General features: G+C 33.5%; 28 protein-coding genes and 1 pseudogene. 25 read left to right on the top strand and 4 right to left on the bottom strand.

All coding sequences use genetic code 11. The features are described 5' to 3' along the window. The first annotated feature begins 2 nt into the window (after positions 1-2). From KGF34_RS03750 to KGF34_RS03690, 13 genes and pseudogenes are all read left to right on the top strand, one after another. Positions 3-911 carry a glycosyltransferase family 2 protein gene (locus KGF34_RS03750; protein ID WP_252559858.1) on the top strand — a complete coding sequence of 303 codons (909 nt, stop codon included), beginning with the start codon at positions 3-5 and terminating at the stop codon, positions 909-911. 3 nt (positions 912-914) lie between these two features. Further along, on the top strand, positions 915-2,045 hold the full coding sequence (locus KGF34_RS03745) for an EpsG family protein (protein WP_252559857.1): 1,131 nt from the start codon (positions 915-917) through the stop codon (positions 2,043-2,045). 20 nt (positions 2,046-2,065) lie between these two features. Continuing rightward, positions 2,066-2,605, top strand: coding sequence for a serine acetyltransferase (locus KGF34_RS03740; protein WP_243240562.1), 540 nt, complete (start codon positions 2,066-2,068; stop codon positions 2,603-2,605). Positions 2,606-2,630: 25 nt separating this feature from the next. Continuing rightward, positions 2,631-3,311 carry a glycosyltransferase gene (locus tag KGF34_RS03735; RefSeq protein ID WP_252559856.1) on the top strand — a complete coding sequence of 227 codons (681 nt, stop codon included), beginning with the start codon at positions 2,631-2,633 and terminating at the stop codon, positions 3,309-3,311. Continuing rightward, positions 3,308-3,856: an acyltransferase gene (locus KGF34_RS03730; RefSeq protein WP_195410022.1), complete on the top strand. Its 549-nt coding sequence runs from the start codon at positions 3,308-3,310 to the stop codon at positions 3,854-3,856. Before KGF34_RS03735 ends, KGF34_RS03730 begins: the two co-directional genes overlap by 4 nt. After that, the gene (locus KGF34_RS03725) at positions 3,853-5,046 is read left to right on the top strand and encodes a glycosyltransferase (protein ID WP_252559855.1); all 1,194 of its coding nucleotides are present in this window, start codon (positions 3,853-3,855) and stop codon (positions 5,044-5,046) included. The genes KGF34_RS03730 and KGF34_RS03725 overlap by 4 nt, the downstream gene beginning before the upstream one ends. A gap of 20 nt (positions 5,047-5,066) precedes the next feature. Then, positions 5,067-6,077, top strand: a complete 1,011-nt coding sequence (locus KGF34_RS03720) for a glycosyltransferase (protein WP_252559854.1) — start codon at positions 5,067-5,069, stop codon at positions 6,075-6,077. Between the two features lie 4 nt (positions 6,078-6,081). Further along, positions 6,082-7,059, top strand: a complete 978-nt coding sequence (locus KGF34_RS03715) for a glycosyltransferase family 2 protein (RefSeq protein WP_252559853.1) — start codon at positions 6,082-6,084, stop codon at positions 7,057-7,059. A 1-nt stretch (position 7,060) separates the two neighbouring features. Beyond that, on the top strand, positions 7,061-8,221 hold the full coding sequence (locus KGF34_RS03710) for a polysaccharide pyruvyl transferase family protein (RefSeq protein ID WP_252559852.1): 1,161 nt from the start codon (positions 7,061-7,063) through the stop codon (positions 8,219-8,221). Beyond that, entirely contained in the window at positions 8,214-8,891 is a 678-nt protein-coding gene (locus KGF34_RS03705) for a glycosyltransferase family 2 protein (RefSeq protein WP_252559851.1), read from the top strand. Before KGF34_RS03710 ends, KGF34_RS03705 begins: the two co-directional genes overlap by 8 nt. 185 nt (positions 8,892-9,076) lie before the next feature. Continuing rightward, positions 9,077-10,612 (top strand): oligosaccharide flippase family protein, encoded by a 1,536-nt coding sequence (locus KGF34_RS03700; RefSeq protein WP_177817338.1) that lies wholly within the window; start codon positions 9,077-9,079, stop codon positions 10,610-10,612. 47 nt (positions 10,613-10,659) lie between these two features. Further along, positions 10,660-10,935: pseudogene (locus KGF34_RS03695) on the top strand (UDP-glucose 6-dehydrogenase); the annotation flags it as partial. Between the two features lie 239 nt (positions 10,936-11,174). Beyond that, complete coding sequence (locus tag KGF34_RS03690) at positions 11,175-11,417, top strand: hypothetical protein (RefSeq protein WP_252559850.1); 243 nt, start codon at positions 11,175-11,177, stop codon at positions 11,415-11,417. 959 nt (positions 11,418-12,376) lie between these two features. Here KGF34_RS03690 and KGF34_RS03685 read toward each other — a convergent pair. The 4 genes from KGF34_RS03685 to KGF34_RS03670 all read right to left on the bottom strand — a co-directional run bounded on the left by KGF34_RS03685 (position 12,377) and on the right by KGF34_RS03670 (position 15,081). Next, on the bottom strand, positions 12,377-13,567 hold the full coding sequence (locus KGF34_RS03685) for a site-specific integrase (RefSeq protein WP_252559849.1): 1,191 nt from the start codon (positions 13,565-13,567) through the stop codon (positions 12,377-12,379). Positions 13,568-14,094: 527 nt separating this feature from the next. Next, positions 14,095-14,460, bottom strand: coding sequence for a hypothetical protein (locus KGF34_RS03680; RefSeq protein WP_252559848.1), 366 nt, complete (start codon positions 14,458-14,460; stop codon positions 14,095-14,097). 16 nt (positions 14,461-14,476) lie between these two features. Further along, positions 14,477-14,695 carry a hypothetical protein gene (locus KGF34_RS03675; protein WP_252559847.1) on the bottom strand — a complete coding sequence of 73 codons (219 nt, stop codon included), beginning with the start codon at positions 14,693-14,695 and terminating at the stop codon, positions 14,477-14,479. Between the two features lie 2 nt (positions 14,696-14,697). Then, positions 14,698-15,081 carry a helix-turn-helix transcriptional regulator gene (locus KGF34_RS03670; RefSeq protein ID WP_252559846.1) on the bottom strand — a complete coding sequence of 128 codons (384 nt, stop codon included), beginning with the start codon at positions 15,079-15,081 and terminating at the stop codon, positions 14,698-14,700. A 142-nt stretch (positions 15,082-15,223) separates the two neighbouring features. On the opposite strand from KGF34_RS03670, the gene KGF34_RS03665 reads away from it, so the two are divergent. From KGF34_RS03665 to KGF34_RS03610, 12 genes are all read left to right on the top strand, one after another. After that, on the top strand, positions 15,224-15,448 hold the full coding sequence (locus KGF34_RS03665; RefSeq protein ID WP_252559845.1) for a helix-turn-helix transcriptional regulator: 225 nt from the start codon (positions 15,224-15,226) through the stop codon (positions 15,446-15,448). A gap of 96 nt (positions 15,449-15,544) precedes the next feature. Then, the gene (locus KGF34_RS03660; protein ID WP_252559844.1) at positions 15,545-15,724 is read left to right on the top strand and encodes a hypothetical protein; all 180 of its coding nucleotides are present in this window, start codon (positions 15,545-15,547) and stop codon (positions 15,722-15,724) included. Between the two features lie 94 nt (positions 15,725-15,818). Then, a complete protein-coding gene (locus KGF34_RS03655) occupies positions 15,819-16,025 on the top strand; it encodes a hypothetical protein (RefSeq protein WP_252559843.1) in 207 nt (68 codons plus the stop codon). Positions 16,026-16,044: 19 nt separating this feature from the next. After that, positions 16,045-16,245: a helix-turn-helix domain-containing protein gene (locus tag KGF34_RS03650; protein WP_252559842.1), complete on the top strand. Its 201-nt coding sequence runs from the start codon at positions 16,045-16,047 to the stop codon at positions 16,243-16,245. Between the two features lie 13 nt (positions 16,246-16,258). Next, positions 16,259-16,480, top strand: a complete 222-nt coding sequence (locus KGF34_RS03645) for a hypothetical protein (protein WP_252559841.1) — start codon at positions 16,259-16,261, stop codon at positions 16,478-16,480. Further along, a complete protein-coding gene (locus KGF34_RS03640; protein ID WP_252559840.1) occupies positions 16,477-16,911 on the top strand; it encodes a hypothetical protein in 435 nt (144 codons plus the stop codon). Before KGF34_RS03645 ends, KGF34_RS03640 begins: the two co-directional genes overlap by 4 nt. 8 nt (positions 16,912-16,919) lie before the next feature. Further along, positions 16,920-18,452 (top strand): PcfJ domain-containing protein, encoded by a 1,533-nt coding sequence (locus tag KGF34_RS03635; RefSeq protein ID WP_252559839.1) that lies wholly within the window; start codon positions 16,920-16,922, stop codon positions 18,450-18,452. Further along, positions 18,421-19,401, top strand: a complete 981-nt coding sequence (locus KGF34_RS03630; RefSeq protein WP_252559838.1) for a hypothetical protein — start codon at positions 18,421-18,423, stop codon at positions 19,399-19,401. The genes KGF34_RS03635 and KGF34_RS03630 overlap by 32 nt, the downstream gene beginning before the upstream one ends. Before the next feature lie 12 nt (positions 19,402-19,413). After that, entirely contained in the window at positions 19,414-20,007 is a 594-nt protein-coding gene (locus KGF34_RS03625; RefSeq protein WP_252559837.1) for a siphovirus Gp157 family protein, read from the top strand. 10 nt (positions 20,008-20,017) lie between these two features. Beyond that, positions 20,018-20,824, top strand: a complete 807-nt coding sequence (locus KGF34_RS03620) for an AAA family ATPase (RefSeq protein WP_252559836.1) — start codon at positions 20,018-20,020, stop codon at positions 20,822-20,824. Continuing rightward, positions 20,799-22,139: a DEAD/DEAH box helicase family protein gene (locus KGF34_RS03615; protein ID WP_252560202.1), complete on the top strand. Its 1,341-nt coding sequence runs from the start codon at positions 20,799-20,801 to the stop codon at positions 22,137-22,139. Before KGF34_RS03620 ends, KGF34_RS03615 begins: the two co-directional genes overlap by 26 nt. Further along, positions 22,136-22,450 carry a VRR-NUC domain-containing protein gene (locus KGF34_RS03610; protein ID WP_252559835.1) on the top strand — a complete coding sequence of 105 codons (315 nt, stop codon included), beginning with the start codon at positions 22,136-22,138 and terminating at the stop codon, positions 22,448-22,450. The genes KGF34_RS03615 and KGF34_RS03610 overlap by 4 nt, the downstream gene beginning before the upstream one ends. Position 22,451 lies beyond the last annotated feature (1 nt).

The raw sequence follows: 22,451 nt of genomic DNA, 5'->3' as shown, positions 1-22,451 counted from the left end.
AAATGGCAACTTTAACTGTATTTACACCATTATATAATAGAATAAATACTTTAAAAAGAACTTATGAAAGTTTAAAAAGACAAACATCCAAGGATTTTGTTTGGCTGATTATTGATGACGGTTCTACTGATAATCCATATGAGATTATAAAGGAATGGATTAAAATTAATAATGGCTTTGAAATAAAGTATGTTTACAAAGAAAATGGCGGAATGCATACAGCGCATAATACGGCTTACGAAAATATTGATACCGAACTCAATGTTTGTGTAGATTCGGATGATTATATGCCGGATAATGCGGTGCAATTGATTATTGATTGTTGGAATAAAAACAAAAATAAAGGTTATGCCGGTATAATTGCACTCGATTTTGCCGATTCAACAAAAAAAGTAATTGGCAAAGAATTGCCAACAGACAAAGAAAGCACAACCCTTATGGGGTATTATAATAATGGTGGCTTTGGTGATAAAAAACTAATTTACAGGACAGATATAATAAAACAAACGCCTCCGTATCCTGTGTTTGACAATGAGAAATATGTTGCACTTGCATATAAGTATCATCTGATTGATGAAAAATATGAATTAAAAATACTTAATGAATGTGTTTGTATTGTTGATTATCAAATGGACGGTTCGAGTACAAATATGTACAGACAATATGTAAGGAATCCAAAAGGATTTGCTTTTTGGAGAAAAGAACAAATGAAACACAGTATAAATACCAAACAAAAGATAAAGGCTTGTATTCACTATGTTTCAAGTTCTTTAATAGCTAAAAATAAACACTTTATAAAAGAATCACCGGAAAAGTTTTTAACAGTATTAAGCGTTCCGCTTGGATTTCTGTTAAAGATAATCGTTGTAAAAAAATCAAAATCTTCTTATATGAAGGTTGAAGGGATTTAGTTAATGAATGTATTTGTATATACAACAGTATTAGTATTAATATTGTTTTATGTTGGCAGAAAACCGCTTGATAAAAATATTACAATTGAAACCGAAAAGACTAAGATAAGAGATACAAATACATTATTTTTTATTTTAGGAACATTGTTATTAGTGTATGTAACAGGACAAAGATTTGATTTTGGTGATACTATAGCATATTGGGAAATCTTTACTAAAGCTATGCCAATTGATGAGTGCATATCCTCCTTTTCAATTGGAAACGAATGGTTGTTTCAGTTTTATATGTCGTTCATACATACTTATATATCTACTGACCCGAGAGTTTTTATTGAAATTACTTCATTAATAACTATTTTCCCTTTAATGTATTTTTTATATAATTATAGCGGTGATTTAAAATTTGCTTTTTATATTTTTATAATGTCCGGCTGTTGGGAACATTCAATGAATGGACTGAGACAGTATTTGGCTACTGCAATAATAGTTGCGGGATTTCAACTTTTAGCGAACAGAAAATGGTATTTGTTTTTACCGTTAGTATTTATTGTTGCTCAAATACATACATCGGCATATATTTTTTTGCTTTTGTATTTTATAACAAATACAGAAGCTTGCGGTAAAATGACAAAATTTATTTTAGCTATTTCAATATTAATTGTAATTACATCCCCATTGACAGGAGGATTTGTTGATAACCTGTTATCGGGATCGGATTATGGTGATAGATATTCCGGACAAGAATGGAACTACAGCATAAATATCTTCAGAGTATTGGTAAGTGTTGTGCCGATTGTTTTAGCTTTTTTCAATAAAGATCTAATGAAAAATAAATATAAATATTACAACACTGTATTTAATATGGCTCTGTTTTTCACTGTATTTACAATGGCAGGAGTGTTTTCATCTGTGTATGCCAGATTTAATATATATTTCGAAGTATTTTCTGTATTGCTATTGGTATGGAATGTTAACGAGATGGTAGTTAATTCAAAAATTCCGTGGATAAAAAATGCGGCATATATCTGCTATACATTATATTTTATATATCAAATCGTATTTACTTATGGTATGGGATGGCATACTAATTACCAATTTTTTACTAACAGCTATGGACAAGTATCTTGGATATAAATTTTTAAAAGGTGCAGCTTATGAATGAGATTTTTAAATATGATTACTATAGAATGACAGGTAATAGCTATTCTTTTTCTTTTAAAGCTAAATTTAGTTTATTTTTATATCATCAACTTAAATTTATGTATTTATGGAGAAAATTAAAAGTAAAAAATAACTGTATTAACAGAGCAAGATTATATAGATTGACTAAAAAATACGGTTTAGAAATTTCACTGTCAGCCACAATTGGAAAAGGGTTATATTTAGGACATCCATACAATATTACTGTGGCATCAGATGTTATAATCGGTGATAATGTTAATTTACATAAAGGATGTACTATAGGTAGAGAAAATAGAGGAGATAGAGCAGGTGTTCCTAAAATTGGTAATAATGTGTCGGTTGGTATAAATTCTACTATTGTCGGTAAAGTCAATATAGGAAATGATGTTATGATTGCACCAAACAGCTTTATTAATTTTGATGTACCTGATCATTCGGTAGTATTGGGAAATCCTGCAAAAATTCATTCAAAGGAATATGCTACAAAATGTTATGTGAACTTTTTAGTTTAGTGTTTTAATACAAATGGAGAATAAAATGATACCTAAAAAAATACATTATTGTTGGTTTGGCAGAGGAGAGAAATCAAAAAAAATCAAAAAATGCATTGAAAGTTGGAGAAAATATTGTCCGGACTATGAAATTGTCGAATGGAATGAAGATAACTTTGATGTGTATCAAAACGCTTATACTAAATATTGCTATGATAATAAGAAATATGCGTTTTTGAGCGATTATGCCAGATTGTTGATTGTATATTTTGAAGGCGGTATCTATTATGATACTGATGTTGAGGTAATAAAACCAATTAACGATTTATTAAAAAATAAAGCTTTTGTCGGCTTTGAAGTTAATGAATATATTAATACCGGTATTGGTTTTGGAGCAGAGAAAGAAAGTTCTGCAATAAAATTAATGATAAATGAATATGATAAACTTTTGGATGGAAAAAGCGGTACAGTAGGTTGTCCTATTTTAAATACAGAAGCTATAAAAAAATTAGGATTGCAGCTTAATGGAAAAACTCAATATTTAAATGGTATAACCGTATATGCTTCGGATTATTTTAATCCTTATGATGCTCCCACAGGAATATTAGAAAAAACAAGTAATACTTATTCGATTCATTGGTTTTCAGCTTCTTGGATGAGTAAAAATAAAAGGTTAAGATGTGATATTATGAAACCAATACATAGAATGTTAAGGAAAATTAGATGAAACCATATTTAAAAGTAATTATTAATAAAATTAAATTAACTTATATAAAAGTTATTAAATGTAAACAATTAAAATTATTCGGATATCAATTGTTTTCGTATAATTCAAAGCTTTTGTTTTCAAAAAAATCCAGTGTTTATTTAGGTGATAAAATTATTAATGACGGTCGTATTACAATAATTGTAGATGACAATGCAAAATTAATAATCGGCAATAATGTTTATTTTAATGAAAATAATATGATTAGTGTTAAATCATCTGTGGAAATAGGTGATGGATGCCAGTTTGGCCCAAATGTGAAGATTTTTGATAATAATCATATGTTTACTTCTAATGAAGGAGTGCTGCCGTTACATAAATCATCACCAATAAAAATTGGTAAAAAATGTTGGATTTCCTCTGATGTTATTATTTTAAAAGGGGTGTCTATAGGTGATAATTGCGTAATAGGTGCCGGGTGTATTATTAAGGACGATATACCGTCTAAATCTATAGTAACATTACAAAATAATTTGAAAATAAGACATATTGAGGATAAAGCATGAAAAAAAGAATTCTTTTTACTATGCCTTCTATGTTTATGGGAGGCGCCGAGAGAAGTTTATTGGGATTACTCGACGCTATTGATTATAATAAGTATGATGTTGAACTTTTTTTATATAGACACGAAGGAGAATTTTTAGAATTTATTAATCCTAAAGTGACAATTATACCGGAAATAAATAAATATAAAACATTTGATGTTCCTATAGTTAGTTTAATAAAAAGTAAATTGTATTTATTTGGCATTTCGAGGATTATAAGCAAAATATTTTTAAAATTACATTGTTTAATGTCTAAAGAAAAAGAGGGAGTATGGATGCATATGCAATATACTTCTCGTTTTTTACAGTGGATTTTACCTAATATACCCGGTGAATATGATTGTGCTATCTCTTTTTTGGGCGTTCCAGATGTTTTGGTTAACAAAATTAATGCTAAAAAAAAAATCGCCTGGATTCATACAGACTATGATACACTAAATCCATCAAGAAGATATGATAGATTAGTTTATTCAAAGATAGATTATATCGCAAATGTGTCAGATGATTGTACAAGAAAATTTTTGAAATATTATCCGGAATTTATTTCCAAGTCAATAACAATAGAGAATATCTTAAGTTCTAAATTTTTGGAATTTCAATCAAAAGAAAAAATAACGGATTTTAAAGAAAATTTAATTATAATACTCTCAATCGGTAGATTTTGTGAAGCTAAAAATTTTGATAATGTCCCTGCGATATGTAAACTTATACGAGAAAAAGGGTTAAATATAAAATGGTATTTAATTGGTTATGGCACAGATGAGGAAATTATCAGAAGTAAAATAAAAGAATTTGATATGGAAGATAATGTTATTATTCTTGGCAAAAAAATAAATCCATATCCATACATAAAAAATTGTGATTTATATGTACAGCCGTCAAGATATGAGGGAAAAGCTGTAACCGTTCGTGAAGCTCAAATGCTTTGCAAACCGGTTGTTATTACAAAATTCGCTACATCATCAAGTCAATTGAAAGACGGTTATGATGGTATTATAGTTCCTATGGATAATCAAGGATGTGCAGATGGCATAGCAAAGTTATTAAATAATAAAGTACTTATGCAACAGCTTTCTGAAAATTGTGCTGAAAATGATTATTCAAATTCTCAAGAAATAAATAAAATATATGAAATTATTGAAAATAGTTAATTATGTGTTAGGATATTTTTATGAATAAAGTTAAAGTTAGTGTTGTAGTTCCTGTATACAAAGTTGAAAAATATTTAGAGAGATGTGTTAATTCTATTATTAAGCAATCTCTCAGTGAACTTGAAATAATTTTAGTAGATGATGGTTCTCCTGATAATTGCGGAATAATGTGCGATTCATTTGCTGATAAAGATAATAGAATTAAAGTTGTACATAAAGCAAATGGTGGTTTAAGCAGTGCAAGAAATGCAGGCTTGAAGATAGCTACAGGTGAATATATAGGTTTTGTGGACTCTGATGATGATATTGAAACTGATATGTATGAAAAAATGTATAATGCAGCGCTTAAATATAAAGTCGACTTTGTTATGTGCGATTATCAAAGAATTAATAGTAACAGTACTAATTTCAACAAAACACTTAATATTGATTCCGGTTTTTATGATAAAGAAAAAATCAGAAGCGATATTTTTCCTGCGTTAATTATGGGAAGTAATATTGACTATGGACCATTACTTTCGGTTTGGCATTGCCTATATAAGCGTCAGTTTTTAGCTGATAATTCTATTACTTTCGCAAATGATGTAAAATGGTCAGAAGATAATTTGTTTAGTGCTATTGTCGGATATAAATGTAATAGCTTTTATTATTTAAAAACCGAATATTTATATCATTATTATTCCAATCCGGGAACTATCACAACTTCATATAGAGCGGGAGCATGGAATGTTTACTGCAAAATGAATGAGTATTTACATAATTTTTTTGATCAAATTTCTGATTATGATTTTTCTGAACAACTTAAAATCCATATGCTATATTATGCATGTAATTGTTTAGGTATGGCTTCTAAGTTGTCTGAAGAAGATGCTTTATATGAAATGAATATGATATTAAATTCACAAGAGTTAAAAACAGCTTTTAAAAATTTGCACTTATCAGATATTTCCATAAAATTAAGATTTCAATTATATCTAATGAAACATAAGAAAACCAAAGTATTATATAAAATATATAATAAAAAAGGATGAAAAAATGACTTTACTTTCGATTATTATGCCTGTATATAATAAAGAAGAATATATAGACAGGGCTATACAATCAATTATCGGTCAAAATTTTAAAGAATGGGAATTAATAATTGTAGATGACGGTTCAATAGATAAGTCGCTTAGCTTATGTAAAAAGTATGAAAATGAAAAAATAAAAGTTATAAGTATTGAAAATAACGGTGTTTCTAATGCAAGAAACATTGGTTTGAATATGTCTTGTGGCGATTTTGTAACTTTTATTGATGCTGATGATTATGTAGCAAGTGATTATTTGGAAAATTTGTATCAGCCACAGTATGATTTTATAATTTCAGGTTTATCAAAAGTAAGTAAGAACAGTGAACTGATAGATACAATTAAACCTCTTAACAATGGTGTAATCAAAATAGATGATATATGTAAAAATTTTTATAAAGAACAGATGGACACCGGTATTTATGGATTTGTGGCAGGTAAATGTATTAGAAAAAGTATTATAACTGATAATAGTATTTCATTTGACAAAAGTATAAACTTAGCAGAGGATTATGATTTTTTTCTTAAAATTTATAATAAATTAGATAGTATACTATTTTTAGATTATTCCGGATATTTTTATTTAATCGGTACAGACAATTCCGCCATTGGTATGTCTGATAAAAAAATTGATTTTATAAAGCAAATTGAAATACAAAATAAAACAAGAACTTTTTTGGAAAATCACAACTCTTTTGGAGAAAATGAAAAAAATCTATATATGAAAAGAGTTGCCGGATACATATACACAATATTAATTAATTGTAACTGTAATTCATATAAATCATATTTATCTGATTATAAACGATTAAAAAATACTATCCAAAGAGTTAATCCCAAAGAAGTAAATTCAATATTAATAAAAGTTATTTTATGTTTATATAATAAAAACAAATATAGTCTTATTTTTATCTTATTAAAAATAAGAAGAAAACTGGGTAGATAATATGAAAGTAGTAATGTATGTCCATGGCGGGAGTAAAAACCATGGTTGTGAAGCTATAGTAAGATCGACTGCACAATTGCTTAAATTAGATTTAAATCAATCTATACTTTTGTCATATAATTGCAGTGAAGATCTTCAGTATGGTTTAGATTCTGTTGTACAATTGCGACAGGAGATAAATACAATTAATCGAAAGTCTTTAGATTTTGTTAAAGCATATTTTATGCAGAAAATTTTTAATAAATCTATTTATATGGACGCTTTACTTCATAAGCAATCAATTAATCAAATTAATAATATGGATATTGGTTTATTTGTAGGAGGAGATAATTATTGCTACTCTGATGCAGAAGTGTATCCTATTGTGAATAACTTAATAAGAAAAAAAGTCAAAAAACTTGTGCTGTGGGGTACATCTGTTGAGCCTTCTGTATTAGAAAATAATAGAATAAGAAAAGACATTAAAAAATTCGATTTAATTATTGCAAGAGAAAGTATATCTTATAATGCTATAAAGCAAGTAAATCCTAATACAATATTATTGCCTGATCCCGCATTTTTTCTTAATATTGAAAAGACAGAGTTACCCAAAAACTTTGTAAAAGGTAACACAATAGGTATTAATATCAGTCCGATTATTTTAGATTATGAAAAGAACCGTGGAAAAACATTTGAAAACTATGAATGTTTAATTGATTATATCATTGAACAAACTGATTATAATATTGCATTAATTCCGCATGTAATATGGGATTCTAATGATGACAGAAAAGTATTGCAACAATTATATAAAAAAATATCAGACAAAAATAGAATTTCTATTGTAGATGATCATAATTGTAGGCAACAAAAATATATTATAAGTCAATGTGCTTATTTTATTGGTGCCAGAACGCATTCAACCATTGCTGCGTATTCTACCGGCGTACCAACTTTAGTTGTAGGATATTCTGTGAAAGCAAAAGGAATTGCTAAAGATTTGTTTGGTACATATGATAATTATGTTATTCCTGTGCAGGATTTGAATCAGAAAAACAATTTATTAAATTCTTTTTTATGGCTTGAAAAAAATACAGATAGAATAAAAATTACATTAAACGATAAGATTAAAGAGTATTCTGAACTTAAAGAAGAGTACTTGAAAGGATTAATTAATGGTTAAAACAGAAAACTGCGAAGCTCTTGTGTCTGTTATAATACCCGTTTATAATGTTGAAAATAATATTGCATATTGTATAGAATCAGTATTAAGACAAACATATAAAAATCTTGAAATATTGATTATAGATGATGGTTCAACTGATAACAGTTACAATATATGTAAAAAGTATGCTAATAACGATAATCGAATAAAAGTAATACATCAAGAAAATCATGGTATTTCATATGTTCGTAATTTCGGAGTAAAATTAGCTAAAGGTAATTACATATTCTGGATAGATAGTGATGATTATATAAAAGAAAATATAATTGAAAAGCTGTATGAAAATTTAATTAAATGTGACGCAGATATTTCTATATGCGATTTTATAAAAGGCAGTGAAACAGACTATATATTTCCAGATAGTAATAATATTGCCGTTGAGTGTTTTGATAATAAAAGAGGTTTAGAATTAATTTATAAAAATGATCATTATTCTTTTATTATGGCTGCCTCTTGGGCTAAGCTTATTAAAAAGGATTTATATAACGGATTACAATATCCTGACGGTAAAATTTTTGAAGATATTTATATGAGTCATCATCTAATTAATAAATGTAAGAAAATTGTATTTACAAAAGAAGTGATGTACTATTATTATCAGTGGCCGGAAAGCATTCTCGGGAAATAATTCAGTTATGGAGTATGAGCTTAATTCAAATGCTGCTTTTGAATATAAGACAGTTTTAAATAAATTATATTATGGTGAAACATATCCACTGAATCGTAAAAAGCTAAATAAGTAAATACAGAAAAGTGGCAGAAAAACTAATCCATTAAAGATATTTTTTAACTCGGTATTAAGGAGACTGCATAATGAAAGTTAATCAACTTCGTGTGGGTACATTACTATCGTATGTCAATCTTGCAATAGGTAGTATTATACCTATGATATATACCCCAATTATGTTAAGAATACTTGGTCAAGCTGAGTATGGCTTATACAGTTTGTCAAACTCTATTGTTGGATATTTATCATTATTGAATTTTGGATTTGGCAGTACAATTATTAGATATATATGTAAGTATAGAGCCGAAGGCAAGAAAGAACAAGTAAGAAGCATATTTGGTTTATTTTTGATAATATACGGGATAGTATCTGTTTTAGTAATTATCGGCGGATTTATATTAATGTTATGTACTGATTCATGTTTTTCTAAGGGTCTTACGCAACAGGAAGTAGATAAACTTAAAATATTGATTGTTATGATGGCATTTAACACAGCCATTGCCTTTCCAATTAGTGTTTTTTCATCAATTATTACTGCATATGAAAGATTCATATTTAGAAGAGTTATTGATATTTTTTCTACAGTTTTAGCTCCAGTTGCTAACATTATACTATTATATTGTGGATTTGGCTCAATCGGTATGACATTCTCAGGACTCCTACTTAATTTTATTGCCTGCCCTGTCAATATATACTATTGCTTTAAGGTTTTAAAAATAATACCAAAATTTGTACGATTTGAAAGTGTATTTATTAAAGAACTGCTCGTATTTTCAGTGTACATGTTTATAGGAACTTTGGTAGATATGCTGTTTTGGACCACAGATAAGGTTATTTTAGGTGCGTTGGTAGGAACTGCAGTTGTTGCAATTTATAATGTTGGCTCGACATTTAATAATATATTGATGCAGTTGTCGCAAGCTGTATCCGGTGTAATTGGTCCTAAAATCAATTCAATGGTTACTTTGGATGGAGAAAATACTCAAGCTTTGTCCGAGGTTTTTATTAGAGTCGGAAGATTACAGTATCTTTTGTTGGCATTAGTAGTTTCGGGTTTTATAGCTTTAGGTCACCCATTTTTAATTATGTGGGCAGGTGAAAATTATGGAGAATCTTACTATATAGCACTGGTAACAATGATACCTTTGGTAATTCCGTATATTCAAAATACCGGGCTAACAATTGTAATAGCTCAAAATAAGCATAAATTTCGTTCTTTGGTTTATTTAGCAATAGCCATATTAAATGCAGTATCCACATATTTTATAGTACCTTATTTGGGTGGTATCGGAGCTGCACTGTGTTCTTGTGTATCCTATATTTTAGGTCAAGGAATAATAATGAATATATATTATTACAAAGTTACTAAAATCAATATTCCTTTGTTTTGGAAGAATATTTTATGTATGTCATGGATTCCTACACTATTATGTGTAATGACATTTATAGTGTCAAATTTTGTGAATTTTTATTCCTGGAGTGTATTTTTATTTACTGTTTTGATATATGTAGTATTATATTCAGTTGGTAGTTGGTTCTTCTCCATGAATGATTATGAGAAGGATGTTATTCGTGTGCCAATTAATAACCTACTGAATAAATTAAAAAAGCGAAAGGCGTAATTAAAATGAAAACAGCTGTAGCCGGAACATGATATGTTGGCTTATCTATTGCCACTTTGCTTGCTCAACACAATGAAGTTATTGCTGTTGATATTATTCCAAAAAAAGTTAAACTGATCAATGACATATTATCTCCGATAAAAGATGAATATATTAAAAAATATTTTAAGAAAGAAAACTTAAATCTATATGCTACCTTAGATTATGAAAATGCATACAAGGATGCGGATTTTGTTGTAATAGCAACACCAACAAACTATGATTCTGATAAAAACTATTTTGATACATCAGCTGTTGAAGATGTTATCAAACAAGTAATAAAAATCAAATCACAAAGCAAGCATTTCATTGAGCGTGTTTTTGGTACAAAAAACGATCCTATGCATAATAACAGAGCAAGAAGTGGCGTGTCGCTTGAGAATATAAAAGATGCTATACTATCTGATAAAGAACCTATATACAGTAGTAAAAACGATAGTTTTGTATTTACTAACTCTAAATGCCAAGTATCTATTAATGCCAACGGTAATCTTATTCAAACCAATCCAAAGAAGGTAAAAAAATGAAATTTATACTTACTAAAAAACAATTTGATTTTTTAATTACACTTGATAATGTTAATAATTTTATTTTGAAACATTCTTTTGAAAATAATAATGCCATTTTCTTTGTAGATGATATTAGTAGTTTTCAGGATATTATTTACTTTAATGTTGTCGAATACGGAATGGATAAAGAAGGTGCAATAAATTCAAAAGGCAAACAGATATATGCTGTATATGATGAACTATTATCTCAAATATAACACAACTATATTTTTGTTGTGTTAGCTTTGTTATATAAAATGTAAAGAGTTACACTACTAATCAATTAAAACGCAAATTAAACGATTTTAAACGGCATTTAAAGGAGCTGAAAAAACAGCCTAAATAAAAAAACGACTGCATTCTAACCGAAAGGTAGGAATGCAGTCATTTTTGTGATATAATTTAATATCAATGAAAAACCATATCAACAAGGTACATAAAACTAAAAAGTTTTCTACATTAAAGGTGCTTGGTTTTGCACCTTTTCGAGTTATGCCCAAATTTTAAACATTTTTAACATTCTTCATATTTTCATATCATATTTTTATACAATTTCAAGAATGCAAGCAAAAAAATCACCGAGACTCACTATTTCGTGAATCTCGGCTTTTTGATATGCTGCTTTTTACAGCACCTATCGTCAGATTGCATAAACGGAAAGTATTTGTGGGCTTGCCCACACTTACAACCTTTGAAAAGGTCGACCAAACTTTTACAATTGCTTGATAAAACAGTTTTCTAAACCATAATTTACCAAAACTTGTGATAAATAACCGTTTTAACGAAAATTGTTATGGGTATGTATTACTACACCTTAATTTTACGGCATAATTTAGTATTCTTAGATGTAAACGGTTATTTTGCATTTGATTTAAAATCAGCCTTGTATTAAAAACATAAAGAATATAAGCATATAAAATCAGTGACTTGCTTAGTTAATAGAAGTAGGTGAGGGTTTTTTACTGTATTTGCATATTATAATACAGTTAAAAGCAATGTTTTACGGGAAACAGGCAAAAAGAAAAACCGCACACAAGCCTTAAAAACGGCTTGGTAATGCGGTTTATTTGTGGAGCTGGTGAACGGACTTGAACCGTCGACCTACTGATTACGAAACATTACAAGAATTTGAAAAAGTGCAGTAAACAAGCGTATTTTTATTATACATTGACTAACATCAGACTAACATCATTTTTTGCGGTTCCGCAATCGCAGAGATGTAATCGTTTAGGTCTATAATTTTATTGATTTTCTTAATCTGATTTGTTTGCACTAAATGTGTATAAATATTCAAAGTCGTTTCGGGCTTTGCGTGTCCGAGTTGGTTTTGGACATAAAGTAAATCTTGACCGCAAAAGAACAAGTTTGTAGCAAAAGTATGTCTTAGATAATGTGCGGTGAATCTTTCAATAACAAACGGAACGCCTTTTGGGTCGAACTTACTTTTTGGCTTTCGCTCATATTCGGAAAAATCTCCGTATTTAAGATTGAGGTCTGCCATATAGCTGTCCCACAGTTCTCGCCACGCTGTTGTTGAGAAGAACTCCCCTTTTGTTGTAAGTACAACAAAGTCGGATTGTTTATGGTTCTTTTGATTTTTCAGAAAATCCACAAGGGTGTGGGGAATATTGACTGTTCGTATGCCAGCCTTTGACTTTGCGCCTTGCACAATGTGCGGAGTTCCTGTCATTACAAGTTTTTGATGAACACTAATTTGAGCATTTTCAAGGTCAATGTCATACCATTGCAACGCAAGGCATTCACTTAATCTTAAACCAGACAGCATCATGATCATAGCAGGAAGTTGTGCTCTGTGTGGCATTTCCATAACCCACCGCTGTTCTTGCTCGGTCAATGCCCTGCGCTCGCTTACAGGTGCATTTTTCGGTATTCTGACATATGTTAATGGATTGTAGTCAAGTATGCGGTTTTCAACAGCAAAGTCAAACACCTGCCTTGCGGTCATTCTGTAATCACGCAGAGTTTTCTTTGAAGTCGGTTTGCCTGTATGTGGATTTCGTGCGAAATAGTCATTTATGATACATTGAAAATCTGCTTTTACAAGTTTGCTGATTGCAACATCGCCTAATACAGAAAACGGTTTAAGGTTTGTTTTATAACTCTTATACTGCTTGTCAGAAGAAAGCAGAGCCTTTTTGTATATCAGCCAATTTTCGCAGAGTTCACTGAACGGCATATTCTCGCTAAGAATATCCATACCTTTGCTGATTTTTAGCTTGATTTCATTTGCTTTGCGTGTAACCTCAGCTTGCGTTTTGCCAAATACAGACTTATACATAGCTTTGCCGTTTTCATCTCGTCCGATATAGATATTTTTTTGATACCTGCCGTCTTTGCGTTTTTTCATTATAAACACTCCTTTTTAATGTAAAAAGGGTGCAAAAATCCCTTGTGTTATTTATCTGCAAAACTTGCAAAACACAAAGGAGTATGATACAATTATATTGCGTTTAACTGCACCGTTGCACCCTGTGTGTAATGGTTTCCGCTCTATCCTGTTGGCGCAGGGTAGGGCGGATTTTTTATTGCTTATGTGCGGAGGCTTGTGGTGGGTTGAAGCCATTTTTAAATAACCCTTTATATATATAATATTTTTATTTTTCTTATACGAAAGGTTATAAAAACCCTCAAACCCTCCTCAAGCCACCACACTAACATTACTGCAAAATGTAAACTCGAGTAAACATTTTCGCTTTATCATTCCGATTTGTGCAATCGATTGCACATTTTCAGAATTTGTTTTGTCCAATCGATTGGACATTTTCGCTTTATCACCCCAAAATGGGAAATTGATTTCCTATTTTAGGGCGGATTTTTTATTCTAATAAATGTTACTGTAAAACCCTACGGCTTTGCCGAGGATACGGACTTTGTTCATTTCTTCTTCCTTTGGCGGTCAAGCTCTGCTATTTCTTTATCTGAAAACGGCTTGTCTAAATCCTCAAGTTCGGGATAGTAGGTATTAAAAGAGATTGTTTTATCGCATTTGGGACATCTACCGAGTAGCAAATCTGACGGTATAGTGGATAATGCAGGGTACTTTTTAGATTTCCCACTTATTGAATATATTTTTCCTCCACCGTTTCTTTTACGCCCATATTTTGAACAATAGTTACAAGTTTTGGCAGTGAACATAATAATTGTATCAATTTTGAATTTCTTACAATCAGCCAAAACATACGCAAGAGTATTTGGTTTTAATTTATTATTTTTATTTTTAAATAAATCTAAAAATCCCATAATTAATTCTTCTTTCTTATATAGCATTAGCCTCAAGCTCGTTATGTACAACAGGCTCATAATCATAAAAATGCTCGGATGTAATGTGCTTTAATTCGTGCTTAGCGGCTTTCTGTTGAGTATCATAGCTAAGCAGAATATTAATATATACATTGTAATTGCCGTCCTCATCTAAGACCGTTACGCCTCGTACGGTCAGCGGCAATTCTAAACCTCTAATAAAAATTTCTCCCAAAGCTATTCATCCTTTTTTAATGCTTCAATAATTCTGACTGCTTTTTCCACATCTTCTTTTGTAGCACCCTTAGTAAGACTAAATAACATTCTTAGTTCACTTCTGTTCTTGAGCTCCTCGAGGTATTCTTGGAGTTCAATGTCATCAGTCATTTTTGATGTTTCGTGTTCCTCTGTCAAATCAGATTTAAGAATACCAAAATAGTCAGCCAAAAGTTGCATTTTGTCAACACGAGGGTATTTCTTTCCATTTGCCCAATCAGAAACAGTCGAAGCCGTTAAATTAAGGTCCGTTACAAGATCCGATTGGGTTTTATTGTTAGTAGTCATATAATAGTTTAAATTCTTTGCAAAAATTTTTTTGTTAAGCTCACTATTATCGCTCATTAGATCACCTACTTTTATGTTATATTTGCATTATACACTAAAAGCGTAAAAAATTCAAGATATTTTTAAAAATATTTCGCTTTTTGCTTGACATTACGCTTTTAGCGTGATATTATATATGTGTACCAAGGAGGTGAGGCAAATGGAATATCCTAAAATCACGTTAAAAGCTGCAAGGGTAAACGCTGGTTTATCTCAAAAAGAAGCAGCTGATATGCTTAATATTAGCAAGGAAACTCTTTCTAACTACGAAAAAGGAACATATTCGCCAAGTTGGGATATGGTGCATAGAATAGGTGAACTGTATAGATTTCCTGTTGACTTTATTTTTTTTGGAAAAGATTTACGCTTAAAGCGTATCACTTGATTTCTGTTATTTATCTTACAATCCAGTATAGCAAATCAGCTGTACAATAAGCAGGACTTTGCCGAACAGCAGAAAACAGCGTGAGGAGGTGAGAAGATGGGAGGAAAAATGATTGGCAACTATGCAAATGACGGAACACTTTATATATCTGCAACAAATATTCAGGAGTTTAAATGCCTTATAAATAAGGCAAAAAAACAAGCTGACGAACTGCAAGATACAATTAATCAGCTTGAGTTTTTCAATTTTCATTTTAAGTTTGCGACTGATGAGTAGCTTTTTGTTCTTCAATCATATTTTTCAGTATAGTATTGAAAATATTGTAACATCTAATTACAAATAATACAACAAAAATCGAGGAGGTGAGAAAATGGCAAAACTTAAACTTATTGACACAAAGGACAAGTTTCTTCTTGAAATTGACGGTACTGAAATCCCGTATGTTACAAGCTATCAGATTACCCGAACAGTAGGCGACGTTGTACTGCTCAAGCTGGCACTCAGCGTCGCCAATGTGGAAAAGGTTGAAATCGTATCAGACAAAATTACAGAGGATAACAGAGGTGTAAGGCAATAAATTTATAAGGAGGGTATATATGCCAAAATCTATGAAAACAGTAACCAACTGGGACGATGTCCCACTCTACATAGATTTGCCGTTGCTGGCAACCCTTTGGGGGTTCTCGGTTGATTGTTTAAAGAAAAAAGCACAGTCGGGCGTTTTGCCGGCCAAAAAAATGTACGGTGAATGGCGTATCTCAAAAGAAGACGCAAAAAAATATTATGATTCACTATAAGGAGGCATAACAAATGGCACTCAGACACATTAAAACAAAACGCAGTCTTAAGGACGAGAACAAGCACTTACATAGCTTGGTTAAGCACTTGCAGATTGAGCTTGAGAACGCAAGGCTTGACCTTTGCATTAAGAATGACGCAATCAACGGTTACAAAAACGAAAACATAAGGCTTAGACAACGCATTAACAGTATGTATGAGTATGATGTTTTCGGGGAAGAGGTGAAGAAATGAGCAATAAAAAAAGTGCCTGTGACACCGCAAATGCCACAAGCACAAAGAACAATAAGCCTAATTCAATTATATCCTCTGCAACAAAAAAAATCAAGTTGTGCAACGGAAAAAATCTTAAAGACCGTAAATCTAAAGCAATTCTTGAGCCGGTAAAGAAAATGCTCTGCGAATTTTCAGAGCAGAACGAGGAATTTGCAAGAGCCGTTACGGCTGCAGAAAACCTTGAAAACCTGATTGACGAAGTGGGAAAGAAGCTCCCCGCTGTAGTTTCCGACCTTGATGTGTATCAGCAGATTGTCGGTAAGATTTTCCCCGGAGCAAAGGTTACTTTCGCAATGCAGATACATATGTCCGAATACGAGCTTGAACAGCCGACAGAACAAGAGAAAGCTCCGGTAACTCTTGACCTCGGCAATCTTATAGATTGGTAGGTGTCAGCATGATCAAAAATCCTGACAGCCTGCTTAATAAGATTCCCGACTTGACAGATGAACACGAAAAGCAGATCGCAATGTACTTTCCGCAGTATGCTTTCTACGAAAATAAAAGCAAAACAACCTGTGACTATTTCTGCACAAGCTGTCAAAGTTGGCATATCGGCGAACAGCTCCGACTTTGTCATAATCAGAAATTTGTGTGCGGTCATTGCAAGGAAAGCGTAGAAGCAAAAGCCCTGCACTACGGTCGAAAAAGTCTTGAAAGAAGTCGCAAGTTTGGTTTTTGCTTTGCCGTTGACGGCAGGCTGTACATCAGATTTGTAACAGCATATCAGTTATTTTCCGATGATTTGTACAATGAAAATCCTATTGAAATATTACCAGAATACACTTTTACGAACGAATACTTGTACGTGTATGAACAGCACGCAATGCAAAGGTTCTCTTACTATTACGGTTCGTTTCATCTTATGAAAAGTGATGGAGTTATTCCATACACTTCACAAGGTCTTGCTTGGTATTGGGGACCGTCAGAAAAAGCCTTACTGTCCAGCTGGGGACAAACGGTGCTACTGAATCTTGATGTAATTGCTCATACAGATCTTAAATATTCAGGGGCGTATGAGCTTTCAGATAGGTACACAGTTCACAAAATCTTAAAGTGGCTTAATTTATATGTCCGGCACAACAATGCAGAGTATTTGATCAAAGGCGGATTTGATAGGATTGCAGACTTATTGATGAACGGTCAGTTAAAGCTAAACAAAATTCATTGGAAAGAAAACAATCTGCTTAAAATGCTTGGATGTCGCAAGACGGATATACACAGGTTTTGTGAATATGGCACAAACGAAATTGAGCTTTACCGCAACATCATTAAAGAAGAACCGAACATTCAGAACGCAAGCAGTTTTGTAAGCAGTCTGTCAAAGCTTGGAACTTTTGCCGTTAACGAAATTCACGATGCCGGTGTTAAATACAGGCAGATTTTGAAGTACGGCAAGAATCATCAGAGAGTAATGCTGTGGAAGGATTATCTCGACAACTGCAAAAGACTTCCCGAGGGAATTGAAGAGCTGATGCCTGCTCATCTTGAACAGGCTCATGACAGAGCCGTTGAAAAGGTTGCTTATTACACAAATAAGACTGAAGCGGAAATGATAGCTAAGAGGGCAAAAACTCTTAAGCCTCTGTTGATGGACACGCAAAATCTTGTAATGCTTGCGCCTGAAACAGGCGAAGAAATTATTTCAGAGGGAAAAATTCTTAAGCATTGTGTCGGCGGATATGTAAACCGTCACGCAAGAGGTGACACAGTAATCCTGTTTATTCGGCATAAAGCGTCACCGTCAATTCCTTACTTCACGATTGAAGTAAATCCCAAAAGCCTGACGATAGTGCAATGTCACGGCTACAAAAACGAACGAGAGTCGAATTATAAAAAGCCACCCGAAATTGTTGAATTTGAACAGCAATATACTAAATTTTTGGAGGATATAAAAAATGTCAGAAATAACAGTAAGCAAACAGCATAAGCAGGCCATTGAACTGCATCAGAAAATTCTTGTCAGCGCAAATCTTGCACAGCAGAACATATGGGATATGTGCAACGGACTCAAGACTATGCGTGACAACAAGCTGTATAAGGAGCTTGGCTATCCGAATTTTGAGGACTACTGCGAGAATGAAGTAGGTATGAAACGCAGTAACGCATATAACTATATTTCTATTGTAGAAAAAATAAATCCTGAAAATGTCCAATCGATTGGACAAATCGGAATGACAAAGCTATCACTTCTTGCCACAATCAGCGAACCCGAACAGGCTGAAATCGCCGAAAAACTTGACCTTGAAAACACAACGGTTAAGCAGTTAAAGGCAGAGATTGACAGGCTGAAAGGCGAAAAGCAGGAGGCAACCGACAAGAGCATTGACTATTGCAGACAGCTCAATAACGCTAAGAAAGACGCAGACTATTACAAGCAGCAGGCGGACACTTCAAAAGAAAGCTATCGCAATATTGAAAATCAGCTTGCAGAGGAAAAGAACAAAAATTTCAAGCTGACAAATAAAGTTCAGGAACTTGAAAGCCGCCCTATTGAGGTTGCCGTTGCAGAGCCGAGCGATAATGAGCGCAGACTGAACGAAACCATCAGAGCACTTGAGCGTGAGAACATCAAACGCAACGACGAACTCGAAGCAGAATATCGTGAGAACGAGAAAATCGTAAGGAAACAGCTTGAGGACGAAAAGCAAGAGGCTCTTCGCAGACAGAAAGAGGAGTATGAAGAAAGGCTGAAAAATGTTCAGACTGCCGACGGTACATCAGATGACAAGGATGTCTTTAAGGCATATTTTTCGATTGCATATGACAGCTTTATCCGTATGCTCGATTTCGCCAAGCAGTCACAGGACAAGGAATTTTTCAAGGGCAAGGTTGAACATTTAATAGAAGCACTTGCCACACAAAACATAAATCTTTAAGGGGGAGCAACAATGAAACTTTATGAACTTACTGAAAGCTTTGCTGAATTATTCAGCCAATTTGAAGACATAAACGAATATGAACCCGATACTGACGCAGACGGTCAGCCGATTGACGGCAACGGCGACATTATCGAAGATGTTGAGGCATACAAAGAAAAAATGCTTACAGCGTGGTTTGATACACTCGAGGGCATTGAGGGCGAATTTGACGAGAAAGCAGAAAGCATTGCGGTCTACATCAAACAGCTTAAAGCCGAGGCTAATATACTCAAGTTTGAGAAATCTGCAATCGCTAAGAGGCAGTCGCAGAAAGAGCGAGAGGTTGAAAAACTCGCTGCATATCTTCTTAACGCAATGAAAGCAATCGGCAGGAGCAAGGTAGATATGCCGCACGCAGTTGTATCAATCAGAAACAACGCACCGAGCCTTGTTATTGATGATGAAATTTCATTCGTTGAGTGGGCAGAGGAACACAATCTTGCCCACCTTTTGAAATACAGTATGCCCGAAGTGAAAAAGAATGATGTCAAAGCTCTCTGCAAAAAGGGTGAAGAAATCCCCTTCGTACATATGGAAGCCAAGCAGTCATTAAGTATTAAGTGAGGTGTTATTTATGGGATTACCTATATTGGTTTTAGGATATTCAGGCAGCGGAAAATCTGCCTCTTTAAGAAATTTCAAAGCAAATGAACTTGCTCTTGTAAATGTGAATGGAAAATCACTCCCGTTCAGAACAAAATTTGCTTCATCAATCAACTCTGATAACTACATTGATATTGAGGACTTTATCAAAAAGCAGAAATGTAAGTCGATTGCAGTTGATGACGCACAGTATCTCATGGCTAACGAGTATATGAGAAGAGCCAAGGAAACAGGCTTTCAGAAGTTTACCGACATTGGCAAAAATTTTTGGGAACTTGTGAAACAGATTGAAACTCTACCAAGCGATACAATTGTTTATTTTTTAAGTCATATTGATACCGACGAAAACGGCAGACAAAAAGCTAAAACAATCGGTAAGCTGCTTGACGAAAAAATCTCGGTTGAGGGAATGTTTACCACAGTTTTGAAAACGGTTGTTGTTGACGGCAAGTATCTTTTTGCAACACAAACAGACGGTAACGACACTTGCAAAAGTCCGATAGGCTTGTTTGATTCAATGTACATATCAAATGACCTTAAAATTGTTGATGAAGCATTGAGAACATACTATTCAATGCAACCCGAACAGTATTGCGATGAGTGCAAAGCACCGATACTTTCTGACGGTAAACGCACCGTTAAGCAGATCATTGACGGCACAACCAAAAATTACGGCAGACAGCTCTGTATGCAGTGTGTCGCAAAGCTGATAAAGCAGAAGAAACAGGAAAAGCAGAGAGAGGGTGCCAGAAATGCAGCTTCGACCGTATCAGAATGACCTTGTGGAGCAAGTAAGGCAAGCTTGGCGAGAGGGTTACAAAGCTCCTTGCATTGTCCTTGGGTGCGGTGGCGGAAAGTCCTGCATTGTCGCAGAAATTGCAAGACGAACAACTTGGAACGGTAAACGGGTGCTGTTCCTTGTTCACAGGAGAGAGCTTGTTGACCAAATATTCAGAACCTTTGTCCGCTGGGGTGTGCTTATGGATTTATGTCAGATTGGTATGGTACAAACCTTTACACGCAGGCTTAAAAAACTTCCTAAGCCTGCGTTAATCATTACGGACGAAAATCATCACAGCCTTGCACAAAGCTACAAACGCATTTATGAATATTTTTCAGATGTTCCGAGGGTCGGAGTAACCGCAACACCTTGCCGTCTAAACGGTGATGGCTTGGGTGATGTCAACGACAAGCTGATTGTAGGAGTAAGTACCAAGTGGCTCATTGAGCATAACTGCCTTGCCCCATATGATTACTATGCTCCGAGTGTTGCCGACCTTACAGGACTGCACACCAAAATGGGCGAATATGTCGCCTCCGAGATAGAAAAAGCAATGACTAAAAATACAGTTTTCGGAGATGTAATCAAGTATTACAGACAGCTTGCAGACGGCAAAAAAGCAGTGTGCTATTGTTCAACTGTCAAACACAGTATGGCAACCGCACAGGCATTTTGCGAAGCGGGTATATCCGCAAGGCATATTGACGGAGCAACTCCGAAGGTGCAGAGAGAACAGATTATAAACGAGTTTCGCAGCGGAAAAATTACAATTCTTTGCAATGTGGATTTGATTTCAGAGGGTTTTGATGTGCCCGACTGCGAATGTACAATTCTGCTCCGACCTACTCACAGCCTTACGCTTTACATTCAGCAGTCAATGCGATGTATGCGATACAGACCGAACAAAAGGGCGGTAATCATTGACCATGTGGGCAACTATGCAAGACACGGAATGCCTGACGATGACAGAGTGTGGTCACTTGAAAAACGAGAGAAAAAGAGTGTTAAAAAGCTTGAAGACGAGCAGGCAACAAAGGTCAAGCAATGCCCCGAGTGTTTTTTTACATTCTCTGCACCACCACCGGGGCAGAAAGCCGTATGCCCTCGATGCGGATATGAATTTCCGACAGCAGAGCGAAAGGTTGATTTTGATACTGCCGCAGAGCTTATAAAGGTTGAGGGCTTTAAGCTCGATTTCAGTTCACCATCTGATTGCGGCAGCTACAACGATTTACTTGTTTACGCAAAAACACACGGCTATAAGCCCGGCTGGGCGTATTATCAAGCACGAAAGAGAGGATTGATAGCTTGACAGAAGAACACGCTATACAGAATGAAATCCGCCTTGCAATTGCACCGTACTGCGATATTTTTCGTATCAATGTCGGACAGGGTTACACAAAGGACGGACGATATTTCAGCACAGGTGTACCACCGGGTTTTTCTGATTTATTCGGTGTCAGAAAATCAGACGGCAAGGCGGTATTCATTGAGGTTAAAACAGCAAAAGGCAGAGCAACCGAAAAGCAGCATAACTTTTTACAGATGATGAAATTTAACGGTGCGGTAGCAGGAATATGCAGAAGTGCCAATGAAGCAATTAAATTAATTTTGGAGGAATAAT

It is taken from the genome of Ruminococcus sp. FMBCY1 (assembly GCF_023921805.1).
Taxonomy (GTDB): domain Bacteria; phylum Bacillota; class Clostridia; order Oscillospirales; family Acutalibacteraceae; genus Ruminococcoides; species Ruminococcoides intestinale_A.
This window is presented reverse-complemented; position numbering and strand designations above follow the sequence as displayed.

Coding starts and splice junctions, on each gene's coding strand:
- KGF34_RS03630 (WP_252559838.1), top strand. CDS start 18,421: ATGTCAGAAATAACAGTAAGCAAACAGCATAAGCAGGCCATTGAACTG.
- KGF34_RS03620 (WP_252559836.1), top strand. CDS start 20,018: ATGGGATTACCTATATTGGTTTTAGGATATTCAGGCAGCGGAAAATCT.
- KGF34_RS03735 (WP_252559856.1), top strand. CDS start 2,631: ATGATACCTAAAAAAATACATTATTGTTGGTTTGGCAGAGGAGAGAAA.
- KGF34_RS03670 (WP_252559846.1), bottom strand. CDS start 15,081: ATGAGCGATAATAGTGAGCTTAACAAAAAAATTTTTGCAAAGAATTTA.
- KGF34_RS03635 (WP_252559839.1), top strand. CDS start 16,920: ATGATCAAAAATCCTGACAGCCTGCTTAATAAGATTCCCGACTTGACA.
- KGF34_RS03715 (WP_252559853.1), top strand. CDS start 6,082: ATGACTTTACTTTCGATTATTATGCCTGTATATAATAAAGAAGAATAT.
- KGF34_RS03725 (WP_252559855.1), top strand. CDS start 3,853: ATGAAAAAAAGAATTCTTTTTACTATGCCTTCTATGTTTATGGGAGGC.
- KGF34_RS03720 (WP_252559854.1), top strand. CDS start 5,067: ATGAATAAAGTTAAAGTTAGTGTTGTAGTTCCTGTATACAAAGTTGAA.
- KGF34_RS03655 (WP_252559843.1), top strand. CDS start 15,819: ATGGCAAAACTTAAACTTATTGACACAAAGGACAAGTTTCTTCTTGAA.
- KGF34_RS03685 (WP_252559849.1), bottom strand. CDS start 13,567: ATGAAAAAACGCAAAGACGGCAGGTATCAAAAAAATATCTATATCGGA.
- KGF34_RS03700 (WP_177817338.1), top strand. CDS start 9,077: ATGAAAGTTAATCAACTTCGTGTGGGTACATTACTATCGTATGTCAAT.
- KGF34_RS03650 (WP_252559842.1), top strand. CDS start 16,045: ATGCCAAAATCTATGAAAACAGTAACCAACTGGGACGATGTCCCACTC.
- KGF34_RS03730 (WP_195410022.1), top strand. CDS start 3,308: ATGAAACCATATTTAAAAGTAATTATTAATAAAATTAAATTAACTTAT.
- KGF34_RS03660 (WP_252559844.1), top strand. CDS start 15,545: ATGGGAGGAAAAATGATTGGCAACTATGCAAATGACGGAACACTTTAT.
- KGF34_RS03680 (WP_252559848.1), bottom strand. CDS start 14,460: ATGGGATTTTTAGATTTATTTAAAAATAAAAATAATAAATTAAAACCA.
- KGF34_RS03705 (WP_252559851.1), top strand. CDS start 8,214: ATGGTTAAAACAGAAAACTGCGAAGCTCTTGTGTCTGTTATAATACCC.
- KGF34_RS03710 (WP_252559852.1), top strand. CDS start 7,061: ATGAAAGTAGTAATGTATGTCCATGGCGGGAGTAAAAACCATGGTTGT.
- KGF34_RS03745 (WP_252559857.1), top strand. CDS start 915: ATGAATGTATTTGTATATACAACAGTATTAGTATTAATATTGTTTTAT.
- KGF34_RS03690 (WP_252559850.1), top strand. CDS start 11,175: ATGAAATTTATACTTACTAAAAAACAATTTGATTTTTTAATTACACTT.
- KGF34_RS03750 (WP_252559858.1), top strand. CDS start 3: ATGGCAACTTTAACTGTATTTACACCATTATATAATAGAATAAATACT.
- KGF34_RS03645 (WP_252559841.1), top strand. CDS start 16,259: ATGGCACTCAGACACATTAAAACAAAACGCAGTCTTAAGGACGAGAAC.
- KGF34_RS03665 (WP_252559845.1), top strand. CDS start 15,224: ATGGAATATCCTAAAATCACGTTAAAAGCTGCAAGGGTAAACGCTGGT.
- KGF34_RS03640 (WP_252559840.1), top strand. CDS start 16,477: ATGAGCAATAAAAAAAGTGCCTGTGACACCGCAAATGCCACAAGCACA.
- KGF34_RS03615 (WP_252560202.1), top strand. CDS start 20,799: ATGCAGCTTCGACCGTATCAGAATGACCTTGTGGAGCAAGTAAGGCAA.
- KGF34_RS03625 (WP_252559837.1), top strand. CDS start 19,414: ATGAAACTTTATGAACTTACTGAAAGCTTTGCTGAATTATTCAGCCAA.
- KGF34_RS03740 (WP_243240562.1), top strand. CDS start 2,066: ATGAATGAGATTTTTAAATATGATTACTATAGAATGACAGGTAATAGC.